This is a genomic window from Acidithrix ferrooxidans (assembly GCF_000949295.1).
In the GTDB taxonomy this organism is placed as follows: Bacteria; Actinomycetota; Acidimicrobiia; order Acidimicrobiales; family Acidimicrobiaceae; genus Acidithrix; species Acidithrix ferrooxidans.
Genome location: NZ_JXYS01000100.1, coordinates 1 through 14,540, shown reverse-complemented (window position 1 = coordinate 14,540; position 14,540 = coordinate 1). Strand labels below are relative to the sequence as shown.

The window sequence follows — 14,540 nt, the reverse complement described above, 5'->3', positions numbered from 1 at the left end:
TGCGAAAGATACGAGCACAACATAGCGAAATGGGAGACGAGCCATGAGTAACGAAATCCCGTTGCGTCACGATAGCGTCACGGTAGCTTGTCCGGTTTGCCATAGTGATTTCTTAGTATCGGGTCGTAAGACCTACTGCTCAGAGCGTTGTAGAGCTAGTGCTTATCGAACTCGACGCAACAACAGCCAACTCAAGGTACCTGTTGTAGGTAAGAAACAGCCGCTAAAGCCAATCACTGTATATGAGTGTGATATCTGCGGGGAGCGAGCCCTCGGGGAGCAACGCTGCGACGAATGTCAGAAATTCATGCGTCGTGTTGGCTTTGGAGGACTGTGTCCTCATTGTGATGGAGCAGTTGCCTATGACGAGCTAACCGTTGGTTAAGCGAATCTAACAAACTAAAGATCAGGCCATCTTTAGTGAGCGGTGGACGCCTGCACGCTTGCCTCGCAAATAATCTGACACATGTGAATAAGCGCTTCGCGTTTACATGCAGGTGCCAGATCTCGACCACAGGGCCCACCGCTATCGCTACTACCGATAAACAAATAATAAAAAGAAGGGTAACTGGTTCCGAAACTACCCATTGGGACCAGTTACCCTTCGTGCTACTCCTGGCTTAGAGTTGTCCGTAATCCTCAGAAAAGCGAAAGACAACTTTCTAATCCAACAACGAGAGGACTATGGACAAATAAATATCAAAAAGACGAGCCATTTAGGCATTAATTAAGGGACCTTCTAGCCTGACATCTACCAGGATTGAGGTAACTTAGAGATAGGTTAAAGGGATCAGGAAAGTCTGGTCCAAAGACTTCGGTACAGTGGTCCAAAGATACTGGTGCTGTGGTCCAAAGATTCTACCAATAGTGGTCCAGAGAATCGGAATAGTCACCATAATCACATTGGGCAGTGACTGATCCGGGATCCATTTAACGATCCTCACCTTGGAGAAAGGGAGATAGAAGTGAAAGAGTGTGGTCTTTTTCCCATCGATCACAGGACCATCGGAAAAGTCATACTGTGCCCATTTCCCCATCTCGGCAATCCAAGGCCAAAAGATTCTTTGCGTAGATTTCCTCCAGGCGACCTTGGCTGTAGCTACAGCTCTTCTAGTGCTTCGAATTGAACCGTTATAACCTAGCGCCACCAGCCTGACATGGATCGCCTTAGCCCGGACCTTAGCCTTAGACTTGTCAACGGCTTCCTCAATTATGCCAGCGTACTTATCGGTGGCCTTAGGACGCCTCTCATATTGACCCTGTCGTATCAGTTGTCCGGCATTTCTTGCTTGAACATACTTCTTTAGGGGTATTAGGAGAACAGCCAACGAACTGCGCTGCTCCGTTATACGATCCAAAAAGATCGTAAGCCTCAATAATTTCCATGGATTCTTTGCTATCCTTCACTTTGGGCCCTTTCTTGGCATTAGGAGTGGTATAAATCCATAATGCCCCAAGATAAGGGCCTTCATTCTTCTTTTTTCTCAAAAAGTGATAGCCAGACCGCCTTTGCGTGCCCACTCTCGGGTCCAGGGGACCCGAGAGTGGGCCGTCACGCTAGGCGGTCATCCTGTATGCAATTTTCGTGGCTATATTCATTCATGCCAAATGGCCATATTCATGCATTTTCAAATGGCCGTTGACACCAATTAGGACATTGGTTTGTTTTGTTCCCTTTCCTCTTTAGCCTTCGCCATGGCTCTCACCACCCAAAAAGAACTCATCTACTTGGACATTTCCTCCAAGTTTGTATAAACCATCTCGGTCAGCCGGTACGCTCAGCCATTGCGCTCAGCCATTACGCTCAGCCATTGCCTCAGGTAGCTTATTTAACATCAACCATCCAGTTGAATAAGATACTTGAACGAATTTAGCAAGGGCTCTGATGGCTAGGGGGTAGTAGCCGAAAGACCACGCTTGTCGTTGGACAATAGATAGATAGATAGCAGAAAACCACTAGGAAAAAGAGATATGACTTCGATGAAAGATAGTCCCGGAGGTAACGCTAGTTTGACGGTGACAAGATTTACATTGAAAAAGTGGAGCTCGAGATGCTGCATTTCTTGAAATGATTTGGCCTTACTAAAGTAAATTGATCGAAGTTACACTTTGAGCATCTTAATCCCTCATAGCATAAGCAATTTGATCAAATGATCCCCACATGCTTCCTCTGAAGCGAAACGTACCATAAAGCCTGAGATATCTACCTAGACAGCTTTATTGAACATCTGTTCTACTAAAGATTAGCTCCAATCTGGTCTCGGTGGAGGCGAAACTTACGAAAGTTGATAAGTAGGTTTATGTAGCATTGCAGTGTGGCTGTTATCAGCTTGTAGGTGATTTACAACCTCTTTCATTCATGACGCACCAAGGAACTTCCCAATAGGGACACTAGCAGATAGCAAAAATAGCTAGGCCATGGGTGGTGCCTAGGGCTGTCTTGGAGTCAAAAAGCCAGCGAATCTGGCTTTCATCATACGAATTTTGCCCCAGGAGGCAAGTTCACTGCGACTAATCACACTAAGATTGCCTTAAACCTACAAAGTTAAAAATATACGCCAGGTTAAACGCTTACCCAAAGTCGTTCGGATAGAAACGATAGTCGAATCTAAGTAATTTCGACTTTGGATTCGATGCGCTAGCTTGGGCTATAGGGTTAACTTTACGGAATAAGATTTCGCTAGGAGCAGTCAAGAAGGGGTGGGGTCGAGACAATTGTCAACTGTTGTATTTCCAAATGGAATGGAAATGGACGAAGAGATCTGTTTGAAACTCGATAGATACCCCATATACCATCTTTGCCAACTCATCGATAGCCAAAGCATGGAGACGTTATGACCAATGCAGTTCAAACCAAATTCCAATCGCTCTCGGACCGCTACTCCCTGCAAACGGGATGGGTTCCGCTCTCTGGCATTCAGGGAATAATTAGAGCCCTCATAGAGATTCGAAGATACGATATCAAAAACGGTCTCAACACTTCAGCCTTCGTCAGTGGCTATCAGGGCTCACCGCTAGGCGGATTAGATACCGAACTATTGCGCGCTCATAAATCCATCGACAACCTCGGAATTGTCTTTCAACCTGGCCTAAACGAAGAGTTGGGTGCGACGTCGATAACAGGGACCCAGCTGCTAGCTTTGAATCGATCATCAAGCGTAGGCGGCGTAACTGGTATCTGGTATGGTAAGAGCCCCGGTGTGGATCGAGCTAGCGATGCGATAAGACACGGCAATCTCATCGGAGCCTCATCAAAAGGCGGAGTATTAGTATTAGCCGGGGATGATCCAGCAGCGAAATCCTCTACAGTTCCGGGTTCGTCGGACGCCACTTTAGCGGCCATGGGTCTTCCAGTTCTATTTCCTGGGAACACCCACGACCTGATCGGCCTAGCTCTCCATGGCATAGCACTCTCTCGCGCAAGTGGACTATGGAGCGGCTTCAAAGTCGTCACCAAAGTCGCGGACTCTACAGGTATATTCCCGGTAGGGGCCGACTTCAATCCGATTATACCGACTCTCGACTATCGGGGCACCCCGTACCACCACATACCTGATGCGGAACTCCTTGGTGCCCACCTTTTGGAGTTAGAGGAGCGTCTCCTTGGGATCCGATTGGATATCGCCAAAGAGTACATCTACCAAAATAAGTTGAATCCAACCACCAGATCTTCAAATGCACGCCTTGGAATCGTAGCCGTTGGAACTGTCTATCATGACCTCTTGACGGCGCTTGCAAACCTAGGCATAGCCGATTCTGACGACATTGCAATGAAGAAAATGATGGTCACATACCCGCTGGATGAACGTGATATCATCGAATTTGCCAATGGACTTGAAGAGATTCTGGTCATCGAAGAGAAACCAGCCTTTGTCGAGCGACAAATCAAAGAGATACTTTATGGCCGCGCGCAAGCGCCCATCATCACAGGCAAAAAAGACGACCGGAACAATGCCCTTGTTCCCTCCCATGGTGCACTTGAATCCGACGATATCGCCAAAATTGTAGGTCGACGCTACCTTAGCCGTCACCGAACAGAGTCAATTACCAAATACTTAGACAAACTAACCAAGATTGATTCGAGAGAGCTTCTCCAAGTAGAGCAAAGAACTCCGTTTTTTTGTTCAGGATGCCCTCATAACACATCTACCCGCACCGAGGACTCAAACATAGTCGGCGCTGGAATTGGATGTCATACTCTTATCCTTCTCAACCCAAGAGGCAGAGGAGAGATTACCGGAGTTACTCAAATGGGAGGAGAGGGAGCCCAATTCATCGGAATGGCTCCATACCTTCCCGGCAAGCACTTCATTCAAAACATGGGAGATGGCACATTCCACCACAGCGGCTCCTTGGCCATTAGAGCCGCTGTCGCAGCCAAAATCCCCGTCACCTACAAGATCCTATACAACGACGCGGTAGCAATGACAGGGGGCCAGCGCGTCGAAGGACAACTAACAATTCCCGAGATGATCGAATCGCTCTATCTCGAGGGCGTATCAAAAGTGGTGGTTACAACTGACAATCGGGAAGCTTACGACGGCGTTAACCTGCCAAGAGGTACTGCCGTTTTTGATCGAGGGCAGCTAGATAAGGTCCAAAGCGACCTATCAAAGATCAATGGTGTTAGCGTAATCATTCACGATCAACTCTGCGCGATAGAAAAGCGCAGGCGTAGACGACAAGGGACCCTCGATGCTCCGAAGACTCTCATCGTTATAAATGAACGAACATGCGAAGGGTGTGGAGACTGTGGCGACAAATCCAATTGTCTCTCGGTCGAACCGGTTCTAACTGAATTCGGAAGAAAGACCAGAATCAACCAAGGCTCATGTAGCTCTGATCAGACGTGTCTTCAAGGCGATTGTCCTTCGTTTATGACAATTCCAAACGGCCCCAAATCACACAAGCCCATTGCGCTACCCAATGTCGATCTCGTGAAACCAAATCTCAAAGACTTCCGGGGGGCGACCAATATACGTCTAGTGGGAATTGGGGGGACTGGGGTTGTAACCCTGGCCGCGATCATTGAAGTTGCCTGCATTCTGGATGGAAAGTATTCTCGTGGACTAGACCAAACCGGACTTTCGCAAAAAGCAGGACCGGTCATATCCGATATAGTGATCTCCTCCAGTTACGAGGAGGGTTCAGCTCCATTGACATCGGGAGGAGCCGATTTGATCCTAGGATTCGACCTCATCGGCACCGCTGCCACCAAAAATCTAAAGGTGGCAGATCGAGACCGAACCATTGCCATCGTCTCTAGTTCGGTAATTCCCACCGGACGTCAAGTAACGGATGTAAAGCACGCTAAAACTCCCGACTCTAGCGCCATAGAGATGATAAACGAGTTCACCAACAGTGAGTCAAATCGATTTATTCCAGCTCAGGAACTCTCCGATATCTTATTCTTAGACCAAATACCGGCAAATGTAATTATCTTTGGTGCAGCTTGGCAGCTTGGACTTATTCCATTAAGCCTCGAAGCTATCGATGGTGCATTCAAACTCAACGGGGCGAACCTAAAGACGAATCAAGACGCCTTTGCATGGGGACGGATCGCAATAACCCATCCCGACAAGATCTCTGAATTGATTGATCCGATGTCAGCTAGAAATCAGCCGACACATAAGACCCTCACCTTAGTAAAAGAGGCACTCCCGATCAACGAACAGTCTTTGGTCGAAACTGTAGCAATTCGATACGAAGATTTGATTCGCTTTCAAAATAAAAAACTAGCCAAAAACTACCTCTCATCTGTGGCCACCTTTGCTAAGTCGGCCTGTTCTAAATTTGATAATCCAACCAAAGTGATCGATGAATTTACAAGAGGTCTCTACAAATTCACCGCCTATAAGGATGAGTACGAAGTGGCGAGACTGCATCTTGAATGGGTCGCCTCTCAAAACTACAGCGAATCCCCTACGATTCTGTTACATCCGCCGATTCTGCGTTCATTAGGGATGAAAAACAAGATCAAACTCAACAAGAGTGCGGCAGTAGCTATGCCAATTTTAGCGAGATGTAAAGTGCTCCGAGGAGGAAAACTTGACGTCTTTGGTAAGACTCCGATTCGAAGAGAAGAAGCCAAGTTAGCACTTGAATACCGCGAGACCATCACCAAAGCACTGGATATCGTAAGCGTGGCTGACTATGCACTATTTCTAGAGCTAGTAATGCTATATGACAAGGTTCGTGGTTACGAAGAGATCAAACTAGCAAACCTCGACCGATATCGTGCTCGTGTTAGAGAGATCCAGGATACGTTGGCTCAAAGTAAAGTGTCAAAAGCATAGCCAGGCATCTCTAGCTCAATAGTAAAAGTATTGAGTTGAAGTCTAGGTCAACTTATCGACTCGACAATTCTTTACAACACCATGAATAGTCGAGGTATTTGAATCCAAGACAGACCTTCTAAAGGACCATGCATCGATTATGAAACGAGAGTTGAAACCAATTAGGAACTTACTATCGTCGCTGTAGCAACTCTGAATCTTTGGGATCGCAGAATCAATCTAAAGATTCAGAGTTGGAGATCCGCGCGACATTTGATCCAACATGACCCAATTAGAGGCCAGATCAATTGAAAACATCCTCAAAACAACTACTGCACTTGGACGACAGGACGAAGATCTATAAAATTAACTTTCTACAGCTTTCACGCTAGATGGGGGTGGCTCTCAGGGATCATCCATTCCATGAAAGCAAGTGGCCACCTAGCGAACATTCTAACCATCGCCGATACCGATAATAAAAATAAGTTGATAGCACAGACAAACCAAAATTCCATAGATCGTGCCAATGACCAGTGTACCGCTATGGAAATAACTCCAAAAGGAGCCTACCCTGGTAAAATACTGACTAGATACCATCGGAAATTATCCTGAAATAGCCATCACAATCAAATCGAATTGATCAACTATAAACCTGTATTAAAGTGGCTTTTAGTACTATCAAAATTCATCGAGTTTAGGAATCAAATCTGGCACATCAACTGAGACTAAATCCATGAAATTGGGCTCACGCTTTTGAAGGAAAGATTCGATCCCCTCGTATGCATCGCCCGAACGACCCCTCGAGACCATCGCCTTTGAATCTAAGCGATGAGCATCCATTGGACTTCCTGCGCCCATCATCGTCCAAAGCATCTGTCGCGCCAATGCCACTGATACCGGCGAAGTTCCTAATGTCATTTGGTTAGCACGCTCAAGCGCCCTATCTATCAAAAGGTCCGGCTCAATGACCTCCGACACCAAATTCCCCGCCAGAGCCTCTTGGGCGTCGAAAACCCTACCACTCAAAACCCAATCCAGCGCTTGGGAGATTCCGACTATCCGAGGTAGAAACCAACTCGATGCAGCCTCTGGTACCACTCCGCGGCGAGTAAAAACGAATCCAAACTTAGCCTTCGTTGATGCAATCCTTAGATCCATCGGGAGGGTCATGGTTACCCCAATTCCAACCGCTGGACCATTTATAGCTCCTACGATGGGCTTTTTAGATTGAAAGATCGCCAGCGACACCTTTCCTCCGGTATCTCGAGTTTTACCGTTTGAGTGTGCTTCATCTTTTGAATAATCAAACGTTTTTCCCCCGCCAACAAGATCAGCGCCTGCGCAGAACCCTCGCCCTGCTCCAGTCACCACCACAGAACGAATGGCATCATCATTGTTTACTTGGTCAAAAGTTTCAATAAGTTCGTATGCCATAGTCTTGGTGAAGGCATTCAGCCGCTCAGACCTATTCAAAGTGATGAGCCCAACTTTTCCTACAACCTCAAAAATGATCTCGCTAGCCACGCCCGCCCCTTGTTTGATTAAAATGTCTCACACAAATTCTTATTCCAACTCAAACACTAGCCAAAAGATCACATGAGATGGTCCAAAGCGCCAAAAGCTAAAACAAATCTGCTAATTCGCCTCACGAAAGTACCCAGAGGGGCAAAGCTAATACTTATAGCTCTGTTTTTGGACGATCTTTCTAACAAAGGCCTAGCCAAAGCACCGTATCGTGGGCCAAGTTGTCATCGATCACAACCAAAAGAGAAAAACTAGTTGCATCTACCTATCGGCGAGAGGAAGATTGATTCCGCCGGCCAAAAAGATTGGTCAATCGCGCAACTAAAAGCTCAAGAGCGAATCGATCTGAAATGCCATCGAGTCCTTTCATTCGCCCCTCAGTCTCTGCACAATACTCCAGTGCTTTCAAAACGTCATCGTAGGTAAGCACAGAAGCGGCGCTCGCTAACTTCTTCGCGGGAAAATCGTTTTTCTTTCTCATTCCGCTTGCTACTAAGGCCCGATTGATTTCGTCGACTGAGTAATTTAAAAGTCCGTGTACCGCCGCGATCTCAATGATTCTCCGCGAGATGGTGGTATATACCAGAAGAGGATGGATCCGGCTATCGTCTATAAACCGACGCAACTCTCCCAGCACCTTTGATTCAGAATTAGCCCGTGCCTCTTCAATGGCAGAGGTCAAAAGATAAAGTGGCTGAGATCCAGCCCGGTTCAAATACGGCTCAATCTCCTCGACTCCTAGCCTAGATCCGCTCCCAAAAGTCGCCTCTAAAACCTCTAGAAGCGATCGAACCCTAGCGACATCCTCGCCAAAGTGATTGGCAATCAAATTAGTCACACCGGCTTCAAATGACAAAGAAGACGATCGAATCTCGTTTTCAAGAAACGATCTCCGGTCCTTGGCATCTCCTAGTTTAAGATCTATCACCTGGCCGCAGGTGGTAATAGATTTCAAAAGCTTTGAATCTATAGTTCCGGTACTACTTGAGAGAACCAAATAATTATCGAACAATCGCTCTTCGGTTGCTTTGATCAAATATTGGCCAAGCATCTCTGTTAGCGAACTATCCAACGCATCAATGGATCGCAACGTCACTATCGCCCCGTCGCTAAACATATAGGCTTGACTCAATGCCATAACCACCTGAGATCCCTCAACAGAAGACGACTCAAAGGTCACAACTTCAAGTTGCCCTTTTTTCTGTAATGATTCAATTGCCGCTGCCTCTCCATCTTGGACAAGGCGAGGATCGTTCCCTCTAATCAAGAAGATCCGCTTTTGGTGGTCTAAGCTTAGTTCGTTATCCATAGCATCTCTAGATCCAGGCTCAAGGGCCAAGCTAATATTATTATCGCCTTTAGAGAACTTGCCTCGACGGAGAAACCGAGTCGGCGATAGCCTCTGATATTTCGAGGGCGCGACGAGTTCCTTTGACGTCGTGAACTCGAAAGATTCTTGCTCCTTCTAGATACGCAATGATCGCAGACGAGATAGAACCAGGACCCCGTGCCGAAACGTCATACCCTAGCAGGCCGCCTATAAAGTCCTTATTCGAAGCCGAAAGCAAAAGCGGAAAGCCAACATCGTCTATCAGTTCGCCAGTGCGAGCTAACAATTCGAGCGAATGAGCGGTCGTCTTACCAAGATCGAGCCCTGCGTCGATAACTATCGATTGACGGTCGACGCCACTAGAAATGGCATCGTTTACCTTTAATGTCAAAAATTCACAGACCTGGCCGTAGAGATCGTGATAAACGGGATCTGGGTCCGGAACTCTGGGCGCCAATCGAATATGAGTGGCTATGACTCCACAATCATGACGTGCGGCAACCTCCAAATATTTTGGGTCTCCAAAGCCGCTGATATCATTTCCACATACACCACCGACACTAAGCGCCTCATCTAAGACGATTGAGTTCCAAGTGTCGATGGAAACTGCAACATCGAAACGCTCCACCAAAGCTGAAACCGCCGGAACTACCCTATCAAGCTCCTCCTGCGTTGATATTGCAGGGCCAGCGCCTGCCTTTACTCCACCTACATCTAAGATCTCGGCACCACTTGAAACAAGCTCCTCAGCTCGCTCTAAAAATTTAGAAAATTCAAAGTAGGCACCATTATCAAAAAAAGAGTCGGTCGTACGATTGAGAATTCCCATCACAAGGCCATGTGTTGCAATGTCAAATGTGTACTTGCCAAATCTAAGCATTCATACCACCGAAAAACAATTGTCTCGATTCCGCCCCAATCTGGTTTTATAGAAAGAAAGCGGCTCGAAGATGCTAAAAATCGTCAAAATAGACGAGCGGCCATCGCCCGACGATACTTGGTAGCTAGCTCCCTATCGGGCAAGACCTCGAGTAGATCGCGAAACTCTTGACGAGCGTCCTCATCATCTTTGACTAACTCTAAAAGGACTGTCAACCGTTCAGTAGCGTCAGCCGACGAAAGCGCACCTTCACCTCCAAGGCGAGCCATTGCCTTTAAGCGAATTACATCCTCAATCTCAGGAATTCTACTCAAGAGGCCGAGGGCTTCTTCGTTTTCTCCACGCTCAATAAGAATCGTAGACAACGCAATAATGGCTTTTTCATGACCCGGTTCGAGAGTTAGGGCCTCTCGTAGCGCCTCTTCGTCACCTGCCTGGACAAGTACATCGGCAGGCGACTGGTTTGCTTCTACCAACTTATCGACAAAAGCTCTAACCGTTGCCTCGGGCTGAGCGCCAACAAATCCATCGACAACCTTGCCATCTTTAATGGCATAGACAGCCGGTATGGACTGGACTTTAAACGCGCCTGCTATCTCTGGGTTCGCGTCAACGTCGATCTTTACAAGGGCAACGTCCCCATTTTTTTCATCTACTACTCGTTCAATAATTGGACCGAGAATCTTACAAGGATTACACCACTCTGCCCATAAATCCACAACGACAGGGACTGTCATTGAACGATTTATTACTTCGGCCTCAAAATTTGCATCTGTTACATCAATCGCACTCACATAACCAATACTAGCAGCGACGCCATTACGCCACCCATGAGAGTTTTATAGGTTGCTATTGACGATTTTTGTGGAATTGAGCCACATGTGCAGCCATAAGGGGTATAAGTTTTATGGGCAATGGAAGGCATCAACGAACCCGCAGTAACAAATTGGATCAAGTCGGCACTGCCAGACTTTGAGAGTCCCTACAACTACGAGCTCATCGCCGGAGGTAGGTCCAACCTTACCTTTGCAGTAACAGGGGCGACAGGAAAGAAGATCGTACTTCGTCGACCTCCAGTTTCACATGTCTTACCGACGGCTCACGACATGGAACGGGAATTTAGAATAATCTCCGCCCTAAAGCCAGTGGGATTTGAAGTTGCAACCCCCTTGGCGGTCTGCCATGACAAGGAGGTAAATGACTACCCTTTTTACCTAATGAGCTTCGTCGACGGCTACATATTGAAAGAGCCGGAGCTACTTTTAGAAAAATTTCCCAACCCAAATGATCGAAAAACAATCTCAGAGTCGGTCGTAGATACACTTGTAAAGCTACACAGTTATGATATCGACGAGATTGGCCTCGGAGACTTAGCGCGCAAAGAAGGATACATCGAGCGCCAACTCAAACGATGGTATAGCCAGTTCAGATCTAGTGCTTCTGAGATCGACCATAGCGTCCCCGAAGTTGACGAAATGTTTACTCGCCTCAGTGCAACAGTTCCAGAACAAAAACGCGCCGCCATAGTCCATGGGGACTATCGTCTTGACAACACCGCTGTTGGACAAGATGGCACAATTGCAGCGGTTCTAGATTGGGAGATCTGTACTTTAGGCGATCCATTGGCCGATATCGGACTTTTATTGGTCTACTGGACCGAACCGAGTGATACCAATCCACCACTGTCGTCGGTGACTTCTCTCGATGGATTCTACACAAGAGCCGAAATCGCACAGCGCTACGCTAATGCCGCAAAGGTAGACCTAGGGTTGATCAATTATTACGTATCCTTTGGTTATTGGAAGTTGGCCTGCATCCTCGAAGGCGTCTACTCCCGGTATGTCCAAGGAGCCCGTGGCGGTGATCGTAGCGAAATTACCGATTATGCAAAACAAGTAATGCTCTTGGCGCAATCAAGTTTCGCTGCCCTCGAGAAGTTTTAAACGCAAAGATGCAGCTGACTCTAGAGTCAGCTGCATCTTTGCGTTTCCATCTTGGTCCAAAAAGTACCAGATGAATAAGTACCCAGATGAATAAGCAATGGCATATTTGTGAACTTTGATGAAAAGAATTCATGCCACAGCGCAAAGCTATTTGGCAATCCTAATAAGACCAAAACAACTCATAAAAACAAAAAGTCCGACGTCAAAGAAGCTGCCTGCCACGACTCGACGAATATTGGATTCACACAGGGGTTTCGAGATCGTCTTCAAATGATCAAGCGACTCCAACCCCAAATCACACCTATAGGTCAATTCCTGAGATCGGCCACTATTTCATACGAATCGGCTCCTGGGGCTTCCGATCCTGAAGAGCCGCCTCGATCTCCATGCGCCGCCCTAAAGGCGTCAGATTGATGCCAATTGATAAAATCCTCTTCGGATTCAAATTCCATAGTGGCCAAATAAGGAGATCCTTCCTTATTTGGTCTCATTAGACTCGCCCGAACAAGACCAACAACCTCTTTGAGGGTAGAATCCATCGAAGTCGAAAATCCCTTTTCAAAAGATTCACTAACGGGGGCGGCTATACGGTTCACAACAAAATACATCTATACCTTCTCTAACAGATAAAGCAGTTCAAGCCGATAAACCTCCAGGGAACCTGGGAGTCCAATCCGTCGCTTAAAAATCAAACTATCAATGACCCACTTACCCTCTGAGCATAATTACTAATAACGATTTTCTCCCATAGATGATGTAGATACCACAGCTTTCGCCCAAAGTCCAAAAACCCAATCCTCACCGAAAATGCGACATTATGAAAAATAGGTCGCAGGGCAGCGGGGTCGCGGTCAAAGTGAACCAGCTCAAGATAACGCGAAAACGCCCGCACTCCCCCTTTGCGATCCAAAAATCAAAAGAACCCGTAATAGAAAAATGTAAAAGCCATTTATCTCAAAGCTGCGAAATCAATGCCGATTCGATGCCTGCTAGCGATATCCATTAGCCATCGGCCTAGAGTCGCAATCGCGCAAAGGGAACGCTTTGGCCGTAAGATTTCTATGTGACAAAGAAACAAAACCCAAATGATATTGTAATTTTCGATCTAGGTGGGGTCCTTGGAGATTTCGGTGGAATAAATACACTTCATGAGATTGCCGATCTAAAGGACGATAACGAACTTTGGAATAAGTGGCTTACCTCAAATAGCGTGAGAGAATTTGAATCCGGCCGCTCCACATTTGATAAATTCGCTATTCAGATCACAAAAGAGTGGGAATTCACGATCACTGCGGATGAATTCAAATCACAATTCCTATCCTGGGTCAACGGACCACTGGAGGGTTCCTTGGAACTTTTGAAATCGGTCAAGGAAAAGGTGCAAATAGGCTGCTTGAGCAATACCAACGAACCCCACTGGACTAACACGATATCAAAATGGGATTTCATCGAACTCTTCGATTTCCCCTTGCTATCATTTCAAATTGGCTTGCTAAAGCCAGACCCTGAGGTATTCGCGCACCTAACCCTGGTCACGAACCGTAACCCCCAGCAGATAATCTTCTTAGACGATAACCAAATGAACGTTGATGCCGCATTGGAATTCGGATTGAGGGCATACCAGGTAAATGCAATCGAGGGGTGTCAACGGGTTTTGAAGGAGATTGGGATCCTATAAATCGACTGAAATCGGTTCGCATTGGAAAAATAGCAATTCAATTTTTAATAAGATGCATCAGCAAATTGCGCAAATACATCCATTAATCTCAAAGACCACAAACACCACAACTTGTTTGGATCTTTTGTGGCTACTTCTCGATCGAACAAGATCCATTTAGGATACTCAGACTCGAAGGTTCAAGCCACTTAGAAATCTTGCCAGTTAAGAACCATATTGGCCAGATGGCTCTAGATGCGCTCAAAAAAAGAGACTTCATAGATACAAAAACATACTTATCAAGTTTCGTAAGTTTCGCCTCCACCGAGACCAGATTGGAGCTAATCTTTAGTAGAACAGATGTTCGATAAAGGAGGCATGGTGGATATCTCAGACTTTATGGTACGCTTCGCTTCAGAGGAAGCATGTGAAGATCATTTGATCAAATTGCTTATGCTATGAGGGATTTAGATGCCCAAAGTGTGACTCTGACCAGTTTACCTTAATCAGGCCAAACCATCGAAGAAATGCAGCATCTCGAGCTCCACTTTTTCAATGTAAATCTTGTCACCGTCAAACTAGCGTTACCTCCGGGACTATCTTTCATCGAAGCCATATCTCTTTATCCAAGTGGTTCTCCGCTATCTATCTATTGTCCAACGACAAGCGTGGTCTTTCGGCTACTACCATTGCTAAATTCGTTCAAGTATCTTATTCGACTGGCTGGTTGATGCTAAATAAGCTACGAAAAGCAATGGCTGACCGAAATGGTTTATATAAACTTGGAGGAAACGTCCAGGTAGATGAGTTCTTTTTAGGTAGTGAGAGCCATGGCGAAGGCTAAAGAGGAAAGGGAACAAAACAAACCAATGTCCTAATTGGAGTGTCGATTAGCAATGGTGCTCCTACTCATTGCTTCATGGAAGTAATC

At 46.4% G+C, this 14,540-nt stretch carries 10 protein-coding genes and 2 pseudogenes; 5 read left to right on the top strand and 7 right to left on the bottom strand.

From position 1 onward, the window contains the following. The first annotated feature begins 43 nt into the window (after window positions 1-43). Window positions 44-385 (top strand): hypothetical protein, encoded by a 342-nt coding sequence (locus AXFE_RS19530; protein WP_152626133.1) that lies wholly within the window; start codon window positions 44-46, stop codon window positions 383-385. A 385-nt stretch (window positions 386-770) separates the two neighbouring features. Here AXFE_RS19530 and AXFE_RS14870 read toward each other — a convergent pair whose 3' ends face one another. Both AXFE_RS14870 and AXFE_RS19525 read right to left on the bottom strand, forming a co-directional pair. Then, on the bottom strand, window positions 771-1,358 hold the full coding sequence (locus tag AXFE_RS14870; RefSeq protein ID WP_152626132.1) for a hypothetical protein: 588 nt from the start codon (window positions 1,356-1,358) through the stop codon (window positions 771-773). Window positions 1,359-1,686: 328 nt separating this feature from the next. After that, window positions 1,687-2,189: pseudogene (locus tag AXFE_RS19525) on the bottom strand (hypothetical protein); the annotation flags it as partial. A 645-nt stretch (window positions 2,190-2,834) separates the two neighbouring features. Here AXFE_RS19525 and AXFE_RS14865 point away from each other — a divergent pair. Continuing rightward, entirely contained in the window at window positions 2,835-6,296 is a 3,462-nt protein-coding gene (locus tag AXFE_RS14865) for an indolepyruvate ferredoxin oxidoreductase family protein (protein WP_052606740.1), read from the top strand. Window positions 6,297-6,953: 657 nt separating this feature from the next. Here AXFE_RS14865 and AXFE_RS14855 read toward each other — a convergent pair. The 4 genes from AXFE_RS14855 to trxA form a co-directional block, all read right to left on the bottom strand. Continuing rightward, window positions 6,954-7,799, bottom strand: coding sequence for a crotonase/enoyl-CoA hydratase family protein (locus tag AXFE_RS14855; RefSeq protein WP_052606738.1), 846 nt, complete (start codon window positions 7,797-7,799; stop codon window positions 6,954-6,956). A 265-nt stretch (window positions 7,800-8,064) separates the two neighbouring features. Further along, entirely contained in the window at window positions 8,065-9,108 is a 1,044-nt protein-coding gene (gene holA / locus AXFE_RS14850) for a DNA polymerase III subunit delta (protein WP_152626131.1), read from the bottom strand. A 49-nt stretch (window positions 9,109-9,157) separates the two neighbouring features. Next, entirely contained in the window at window positions 9,158-10,009 is an 852-nt protein-coding gene (gene folP / locus AXFE_RS14845; protein WP_052606736.1) for a dihydropteroate synthase, read from the bottom strand. Window positions 10,010-10,092: 83 nt separating this feature from the next. Beyond that, the gene (trxA, locus tag AXFE_RS14840) at window positions 10,093-10,803 is read right to left on the bottom strand and encodes a thioredoxin (protein WP_052606735.1); all 711 of its coding nucleotides are present in this window, start codon (window positions 10,801-10,803) and stop codon (window positions 10,093-10,095) included. 120 nt (window positions 10,804-10,923) lie between these two features. Here trxA and AXFE_RS14835 point away from each other — a divergent pair, with 120 nt between their 5' ends. Beyond that, window positions 10,924-11,952, top strand: coding sequence for a phosphotransferase family protein (locus AXFE_RS14835; RefSeq protein WP_052606734.1), 1,029 nt, complete (start codon window positions 10,924-10,926; stop codon window positions 11,950-11,952). A 308-nt stretch (window positions 11,953-12,260) separates the two neighbouring features. Here the strand turns inward: AXFE_RS14835 and AXFE_RS14830 are convergent, their stop codons facing one another. Continuing rightward, window positions 12,261-12,548 (bottom strand): antibiotic biosynthesis monooxygenase family protein, encoded by a 288-nt coding sequence (locus AXFE_RS14830; protein ID WP_200891302.1) that lies wholly within the window; start codon window positions 12,546-12,548, stop codon window positions 12,261-12,263. A 467-nt stretch (window positions 12,549-13,015) separates the two neighbouring features. Between AXFE_RS14830 and AXFE_RS14825 the strand changes: the two genes are divergently transcribed. Both AXFE_RS14825 and AXFE_RS19520 read left to right on the top strand, forming a co-directional pair. Next, window positions 13,016-13,630, top strand: coding sequence for an HAD family hydrolase (locus tag AXFE_RS14825; RefSeq protein ID WP_052606732.1), 615 nt, complete (start codon window positions 13,016-13,018; stop codon window positions 13,628-13,630). Window positions 13,631-13,990: 360 nt separating this feature from the next. Further along, window positions 13,991-14,540: pseudogene (locus AXFE_RS19520) on the top strand (IS1595 family transposase); the annotation flags it as partial.

Excerpts from the sequence above, each read along its gene's own strand:
- AXFE_RS19530 (WP_152626133.1), top strand. The coding sequence starts at position 44 with ATGAGTAACGAAATCCCGTTGCGTCACGATAGCGTCACGGTAGCTTGT.
- AXFE_RS14865 (WP_052606740.1), top strand. The coding sequence starts at position 2,835 with ATGACCAATGCAGTTCAAACCAAATTCCAATCGCTCTCGGACCGCTAC.
- holA (WP_152626131.1), bottom strand. The coding sequence starts at position 9,108 with ATGGATAACGAACTAAGCTTAGACCACCAAAAGCGGATCTTCTTGATT.
- folP (WP_052606736.1), bottom strand. The coding sequence starts at position 10,009 with ATGCTTAGATTTGGCAAGTACACATTTGACATTGCAACACATGGCCTT.
- AXFE_RS14835 (WP_052606734.1), top strand. The coding sequence starts at position 10,924 with ATGGAAGGCATCAACGAACCCGCAGTAACAAATTGGATCAAGTCGGCA.